At 49.9% G+C, this 7,498-nt stretch carries 7 protein-coding genes; 5 read left to right on the top strand and 2 right to left on the bottom strand.

What is annotated here, in order from left to right; translation table 11 throughout:
- Positions 1 to 123 precede the first annotated feature (123 nt).
- The gene (locus tag GJ668_RS18920) at positions 124 to 1,077 is read right to left on the bottom strand and encodes a hypothetical protein (RefSeq protein ID WP_155451658.1); all 954 of its coding nucleotides are present in this window, start codon (positions 1,075 to 1,077) and stop codon (positions 124 to 126) included.
- Positions 1,078 to 1,778: 701 nt separating this feature from the next.
- On the opposite strand from GJ668_RS18920, the gene GJ668_RS18915 reads away from it, so the two are divergent.
- The 5 genes from GJ668_RS18915 (at position 1,779) to GJ668_RS18895 (ending at position 7,251) form a co-directional block, all read left to right on the top strand.
- Positions 1,779 to 2,360 (top strand): prepilin-type N-terminal cleavage/methylation domain-containing protein, encoded by a 582-nt coding sequence (locus GJ668_RS18915; protein WP_155451657.1) that lies wholly within the window; start codon positions 1,779 to 1,781, stop codon positions 2,358 to 2,360.
- A gap of 32 nt (positions 2,361 to 2,392) precedes the next feature.
- Positions 2,393 to 3,097 carry a prepilin-type N-terminal cleavage/methylation domain-containing protein gene (locus GJ668_RS18910; RefSeq protein ID WP_155451656.1) on the top strand — a complete coding sequence of 235 codons (705 nt, stop codon included), beginning with the start codon at positions 2,393 to 2,395 and terminating at the stop codon, positions 3,095 to 3,097.
- Between the two features lie 130 nt (positions 3,098 to 3,227).
- Complete coding sequence (locus GJ668_RS18905; protein ID WP_155451655.1) at positions 3,228 to 4,739, top strand: PilX N-terminal domain-containing pilus assembly protein; 1,512 nt, start codon at positions 3,228 to 3,230, stop codon at positions 4,737 to 4,739.
- Positions 4,739 to 6,814 carry a type IV pilus modification PilV family protein gene (locus GJ668_RS18900; RefSeq protein WP_155451654.1) on the top strand — a complete coding sequence of 692 codons (2,076 nt, stop codon included), beginning with the start codon at positions 4,739 to 4,741 and terminating at the stop codon, positions 6,812 to 6,814. The genes GJ668_RS18905 and GJ668_RS18900 overlap by 1 nt, the downstream gene beginning before the upstream one ends.
- A complete protein-coding gene (locus GJ668_RS18895) occupies positions 6,811 to 7,251 on the top strand; it encodes a type IV pilin protein (protein WP_281350272.1) in 441 nt (146 codons plus the stop codon). Before GJ668_RS18900 ends, GJ668_RS18895 begins: the two co-directional genes overlap by 4 nt.
- Here the strand turns inward: GJ668_RS18895 and GJ668_RS20395 are convergent.
- The coding region (locus GJ668_RS20395) for a hypothetical protein (RefSeq protein ID WP_222930823.1) at positions 7,248 to 7,498 on the bottom strand (251 nt) is incomplete at its 5' end. The genes GJ668_RS18895 and GJ668_RS20395 overlap by 4 nt on opposite strands.

Raw genomic sequence — 7,498 nt, 5'->3', positions numbered from 1 at the left:
CTCAGGGCGTTCCGCTCGTGCGCACGGCTTCGATCTGCGCCACGCTCAGTCCGGTAGCCTGTGCGATCTGGACATCGCTCAGCAGGCCGAGCTGAATGAGAAGGATGTCCCGGCCTCCGGCGCTCAATGATCCCGTCGCTGTTTGGCCAGCCAGACTTCGATGAGGGTTGGATCCAGGCCCCTGAGCCGCTCCTCGGCATCCAGGCCCCTGAGGCGCTCCTCGGCATCCAGGCCCCTGAGGCGCTCCTCGGCATCCAGACCCTTGAGGCGCTCCTCGGCATCCAGGCCCTTGAGGCGCTCCTCGGGATCGAAGCGTTTGAGGATGGCCTCGGGGTCGCGTTCGATGGCGCGGGTGATGGCGATCTCTTCGGCTTCGCGCAGAAAGTCTTCCAGGGTGTAGGCCATGTCGGGTACCTCGCGTTGGTAGAGGCGGTGCAGGTAGTGCAGCAGCGCCCAGTGTCCGCCCGAGGTGGGGCTGGGATAACGGGCGCGGTAGTGGATGAGTCCTTGACGCAGGCGCTCGCGCTCGTTGGCGAACAGTTCCCAGGCGGCGTTGCGTGGGTGGGTGCCGATCTCGTTGAGGACGATCACGCGCACGACCTGTCCGCCCCAGGGTTGATCGTAGACCCCGTTCCAGGCGGTCGGTTGCAGGGGATGGGTGGTGTTCAGCGCGCGCGGGCGGCGGGTGGCGACGGCGTAGAGGCCGAAGACGCTAGACGGGTGGCGTTTGCCTTCGGAGTTCAGGTGGAGCTTGCGGTAGTTGACGTAGTGTCCGATCAGTTCGTCGAGCGCCCAGGCGTTGAGGGCTTCGTGATGGGATTTGTAGGTCAGCAGGTTGTGAGGGCGCAGGCTGTCGAGGCCGTCGGGCAGGTCGGGCGGGAGTCGGCGTTCGGCGCCTTCTCCGACGGCTTCGATGATGGCCACATCCAGCAGTTGGCTGCGTACGGCCAGTTCCTGTTCGAGTTCGACGCGCCAGGGCGCGCCCTCGAACAGTTCGGTCAGGGCAATGCCGAACAGGCGGTGCCATTGGCGCCGGATGTCATCGTCGGGGGATGGTGGGGTGGCGTCGGTGCTCATAAGGGGCAGTTTAGCCGAAAGGTGTCGGGATGCGGGTGACTCAAGTCCATGAGACGACACGCTCCCTCCGCGTGACCGGCTGACCGGACGGCGGCGGTGAATCGACTTGAGTGGCGTACTTCGACCGGGCGTGCTCGGTTCAGGGCATTCCGCTTGTACGCATGGCTTCGATCTGCGCCACGCTCAGTCCGGTGGTCTGTGCGATCTGGACATCGCTCAGCAGGCCGAGCTGAATGAGATGGCTACTGGCGGGCGGCTTCCTGGTCGCCTTTCTGCAACCCAAGCGGCTCGCCTTTCTGACGTCCTTCCTCGCGTTCCGCCTTATTGTGTTGCTCTGTGACGGATTAAGCAAAACAGGACAACGAAGTCGCACCATTTCAAGACTATGCTAGTATTTAGAGAATAAAATACAGACCAAAAATTCCCCTTACCTTAGATACAGCACGTTCTGCGCCACGAAAATAGAATTTTTATCAGGGCAAAACATGTGATGCAGCTTTTCAAGGATTCAAGCTGACTTGAGAGCTAGCCTCTTCCGCAAAGGCAGTGATTTTACGATTACACATATCGCATCATAAACCACTAAAGATCTATCTATTTTTAAAAGCAACGATTCAAACATGGAATTAAAAAATTTGATGTTCCAATTTTTTGGCGCATTTTCACATCACATCGTTCCTGAATCATAACAGGTCGCATGTATGAACACATATATTCCCTGCTTCTCACCCGCGCTCGACTCCCATGCATCAGGCTTTACCTTGATCGAGATGATGGTAACGATCGCTGTCGCCGCGATCCTGCTCAGCATTGCGGCTCCATCCTTCCAAAGTATGATTGAACGCGCCCGCGTCAAGTCTTTAGCAGAGATTATCTATTCCAATCTTCAATTCGCTAAGGGGGAATCACTTAAAGGGATGCAGAGCACTAATGAAAATGTGCTTGTAACCTTTAAAAAAGATGCTAGCCCGCAGTGTTTTGGAATGATTCGTGGAAATGTTGCATGTGATTGCTCAGCTAACCCTACTGATTGTGAAATCGGCGGCTCAGAAAGAAAAATAACTTTTACAAATACCGAATTCCCAGGCGCTTTTATCGCCGGATCTGGAGATGAAACAATTCAGTTTGACAGCATTCGCGGAACAGCGACGAACGGCACAATAGAAGTGCAAAGCCGCAGTACAAACTCGCTGAAACTCAATGTAAAAATTAGCGTGATCGGACGCATCATTATTTGCGTACCATCCGACGGCAATAGCATCTCTGGTTATCAAGGCTGCTGACTTTTTACCAATTATATTTTGAGACGATAATAATGAAAAACTTAGCTAAATATATTCGCGGATTTAGCTTAGTCGAATTAATGGTCGGCTCTGCAGCGGGTTTAATAGTAATCGCCGGAGCTATTGGGCTAGTTATATCTATTCTTGCCAGCAATAGCGATACAGTCAAAGCGTCCCGCCTCAATCAGGACTTAAATTCTATTATGGCTATTATGGTTAACGAAATTCGGCGAGCGGGCCATGGCTGTTTTGGAAAAGCAGGATTTACAACGATCTCATCGTTAGAAACTACGAACACTTGCATTCATTACGCTTATTCTCCAGCCAAAAATATGGAAGGTTGCGATGGACTTGATAATGACAGTGACGGCACAAATGATGAGTTAGATGAATTTATTCAACTGCATTATGGTTTTCTTTTACATGACGACGGAGACAAAATTTTAATGCGCACGGCATCAAGCGCTTTTACTTGTGGAGGTAGTTTGACTGCCAGCAATTGGGAGGCTATGAATAATGAAGATGAAGTTGAAATCACGGTTTTTAGCGTAACGGATAATTCGCGTTGTCTAGATAATGACGGATTGATCGTTTCCTGTACGGCGACAACCGCACCGCTGCCTGTCGTAAGGGTTCGTCGGCTTGATTTGTCACTAACAGGCAGACTCACACAAGATATTGCGGTAACTTCGACCGTTCAAGAAACCGTCCGAATTCGTAACAATGAGCCTCTGTAACTAGGAGACCACCTTATTAACTTAACCACAAGCCCAAAAATTTTAATAGTCAATAGCATCAAAAAATACAGCCAGTTGTCTTAGCCAGCATTTTTATTTATAAGTTAAAATCTAGACTTAGGAGAAAATTATGAATCAGCAGTTTTACAAGCCAACTAAAATACATAATCTTCGATGCCAGCGAGGCGCTGTGGCACTGATTATCGGTTTGATTCTTCTCTTCTTAGGAACGATCAGTACCGTTTATGTCACTCGGACAGCGTTGACTGATCAGCGCATCTCAGCTAACTCCATCCGCGCTAAAGCGGCGTTTGAAGCAGCCGACGCTGGCATTAACTTCGCAACTACTTTCATGGATGTCGATAACAGAGATCTGAATGGAAATAGCACGAGTGATCGAATCGATATGTTAACGGCTTTAGCGATTACTGACAACGATGACATGGATGACGGCACTGGGCTTGAGTTCGATGATTGTGATACAAACGCGGATAACCGATGCGATAGCAGTGAAACCAGTGGTTCGGGTTATCGACTGCAAGCGATCTGGGACGACAGAAATAGAGAATATGTCTGGAGCATCCCGTCAAGTTCTGGAGCATGTGATTCTGCGGTTAGCGACAATGCAGTCAGGATCTGCCTTTCGATTAAAATGGCTGATATCATTAACAGGGTTAATGTTATCTCAGTTGGATATTCAGACGATGGTTTGGCGCAAAAAGAGATTACACAAGATTTTCGGCGCATTGCACCGTCACCCGGAAACCTGAACGCGAGTCACTCATTAATCACCTATGGCAGTGTTGGGGTTTCAGGCTCCATGAGCATCGTTAATGTTTATTCCAATGCCACTATCTGGTCTGGTGGTGATGTAACAAGTTTTGGCGGTGCAAATAGCGGCACATTCATTCATCCTGACCCCAATGGGCCGACATCATATGCAAATGGAACGACCGGATATTTAGTGCCATTTTTTGATGTTAATAATAATAAAAACTATGACATTGGAACCGACACACTGCTTCTTGATTATTCAGCGAACGCTAACTCAAGCACCTACAGGGGCAGCGATTTAACTCAATCATCAGGCAATTATGATGGTAGTGCCATGCTTGGCGTGGACATTATCGATAATAGCAGCGCACTTCAATGTGACAAAACGGTCAATCCTGATTGTTTCTTCAACAACTTCATCGCTGGCCCGCCCGATTTCGCAAAAATGGCGGCAGACTATGTGACAACTGATGATCGCCTCGTGGATCCCAGCGGGGAGTTTGCCATTCCTGGCAGCTATATCTGGGTCGATGCACGCAATAGCGATGGGACATTGAGCGACTACGGCATGAAAAATGAGGTCTATGGAACGCCTGATGACCCGATAATTCTAGTTATTGATGGCAATTTCAATCCCCAGGGTTCCTGGCGGATGTACGGCGTCCTCTATGTACGAGGTGATGTTGTGGGCGGCGGTTCTGGCGGCGGTCTCCTAGTTGGCGCTATGATCGTTGAGGGTAATAACGGGGTGGACAATTCCGGCGGCATGGATATCATCTATGACCCGAATGTCATCGGCCGCTCCGGCGGTGGTAATGATCGGATTGCTGTGGCTCCGATTTCAGGTACCTGGGGGGATTGGCAGTGATGAGTATTTTTCATCGTGACGCAATGCGTCCTCGTGGTTTCGCCTTGCTCGATGCGCTGATTTCGGTGGTCGTGCTGGCACTCGGTATGACTACGGTCGCTGCACTCAATGGCCGTCTAATTTCTGACAGCAGCCTGGCGAAAAATCGCGCCCAAGCCGTCGCCCTAGCGCAGGAGAAGATTGAGGAATTAAGGACCAATCTAGTCAACAACTCAACCAGCGCGGCTAATAATTTTTTTATCCTAGCTAGTGGTTCTGATAACTGCTCGGATAATCCGAGTCCCTATCCCTGTGGAAGTGCTGGTTTTCAGCGTGCTTGGACACTTAGCAATCATTCAGCGATACCGAATTCTAAGAATGTTCGGGTTAGTGTCACTTGGACCGACTCTCAAAATCAGGCACAATCGGTTGTACTGTCTAGCCTCGTGACTTGGGATAATCCGCTGATGCAAAATGCGGCTACCGATGATCAGGATTTTATGAATTTGGGCGGCTTTCCTGATCCTACTGGAGGCGGCAACCTGCAATTAAGCAACCCAACAAATATTATTGGCGATAATCCAACTATTGCAAAAGATAATGCGGAGTTCAATCTGAGAGTTGTTGAATATGAAGGCGGAGTTGCTGTTTATGACCCGACGATCACGAATGAGAATCAGGTATGGCTTACGACTGATCCCGGTGTCATCGAGATCAAGGGAAATATCAAATTATCAACTTTGGCACCTCCGAATAATTTTGAAAACGATGCCATGCTTGGAAATTTGCGCTCTATTGCTGCGGACGCTGGAATTTGCCGAGAAATTGTTAATAACAATGAAACAACATCCGATACCTCAGATGATTATCTAGACTTTCTATGCTATGTCGGCAGCAATTGGTACGGTCGCATAGGGATCATGGCAGTTAATGATGGACAGATGATAAATATCGAGCATGTTGGCAACGGAAATAATGCCGACCGTCTCTGCCCTCATACTTATCGCTATGGAAGCAATTGCGCTGTGACAGGGAATTTTTCTTTAACGTCGTCCCCAGAGGGTCAAATAAACTACTGCTTAGGATCTGCGACCAATCCCAATTTTGTTCCCGTGACGACGGTGGTTCTGAATACCCAGACAGAAGAACCGATGCTGTTTGGTACCCTGATGGGTCAGGATTTTGTCATTCAGGATTCAGATACGCCCTGCAGCGGCACTTTAAGCATCTCAGGCACCATCAACCTAAGCGGAGATAGCACTCGCGGCATCGTCAAAAACGTGATCTCTGCAACGCCATCTGGGGCTACTTCTGGATGTACTGTGTTTGAAAATGACTCTAACCCAACGAGCGGAAACTATCTTTGCTATGTGCCTGAAGGTTGGAGCGGGAATGTCACCTTCACAGCAGAGAATTGCAGTGGTTTGCCGGCTCCTCGCCAGTACTCGGCCTTAACAGCGGATCAGACCGCAGAAGATATCAACATTTCAAATTGTATCGGAGATACCATAACGATCAGAGGCTCAATCGCGAACCTGGATCTCGCTCTAGATCCAGACGTAGTTTTCAAGGATGGCCTCGGTAATGCCGTGGGCGGAATAATATGCTATGTCCCAGGCAGCAACAGCGCTGATTACGAATGCACAAACATTCCAGGCAGCGCGACGGGACAAGTAGTCGTTAATGCTGAAAATTGTAGCAGTGAGATCACCTCAACATCGGCGTCCTACACTGAAGACACAAGCGTCAATATCACCGGCTGGGATGAGGTGACCTGCAGTAAGATCGACTACGTGATTAACGGCACCTTCACGCTTTTGGGCACAAACAAATGGGAAGTGGGTTCCGGTAACAGCAAAGAATCGGTAAAACCGACTCTCACCGGTTGCATGGAAAATCCGACGATCACGTTGGATAGAAGTGTCTACACCTATAGCTGCAAGGTCACATCTTATCCCAATCGTCCGATTGAGATTACGGGGACCGCTTGCCCGGAGGATGGCTTTCCATGCATGACTGTCACGCCCAGCCCATTGGAAGTTAATTTGGGAAATACTAATCCAATTCCTCAGAAGAATTTTAATGTAAGTCCATGATGAAATCGAATCATATCAATCGGCAAGGCTTCACATTGATCGAATTGTTGATCGTGGTAGCAATCATAGCCATCCTCGCGGCGATTGCGTACCCGTCTTATCTGGACTCAGTGCATAAGAGCCGCCGGTCGGACGCGATGGCAGCGTTGAGCACGGCGCAATTGGCACAAGAGAAATGGCGAGCAAACAATACCACCTATGGCACGCTTGCGAACATCGGAATAAACAGTGATTCGCCTGATCAGTATTACGCAATAACGATGGCACAGTCGATTTCAAATGACACGAACTGCACGCTAGACGCTAATGCACCGTCTGCTACGGCTTATGCCATTAAGGCGACTGGCCAGAATGGCCAGGAAAATGACACAGGCTGCACGGCTATTTGCGTTGATGAGACTGGTGAAATACGACCAGCCCACTGTGTCAGTCGCTAATGGCTAGCGGCCAAGGTGTCAAGGGCGCCAGGACAAGGACATTGACCATGGTGTTGCATGCCGCCTAAACCAAACACAAGAGCCACAGCAAGCCCGCCGCGCGCGGGCTTTTTCATGATGCGCGCCACCTGAGATGAGCATCCAGGCATCGACAACAGCGATCCGATGTTAAACCACGTCCAGTCAGAGATGCGTAATTTTTGTGATACGCTGTCCACATGAACTGAGTCGCCGTTGGCTCGCCCTC

The sequence above is a fragment of the Allochromatium palmeri genome (genome assembly GCF_009720725.1).
In the GTDB taxonomy this organism is placed as follows: Bacteria; Pseudomonadota; Gammaproteobacteria; order Chromatiales; family Chromatiaceae; genus Thermochromatium; species Thermochromatium palmeri.
Note: the sequence above shows the minus strand (reverse complement) of the source record. Positions and strands in the feature narration are given on the sequence as shown.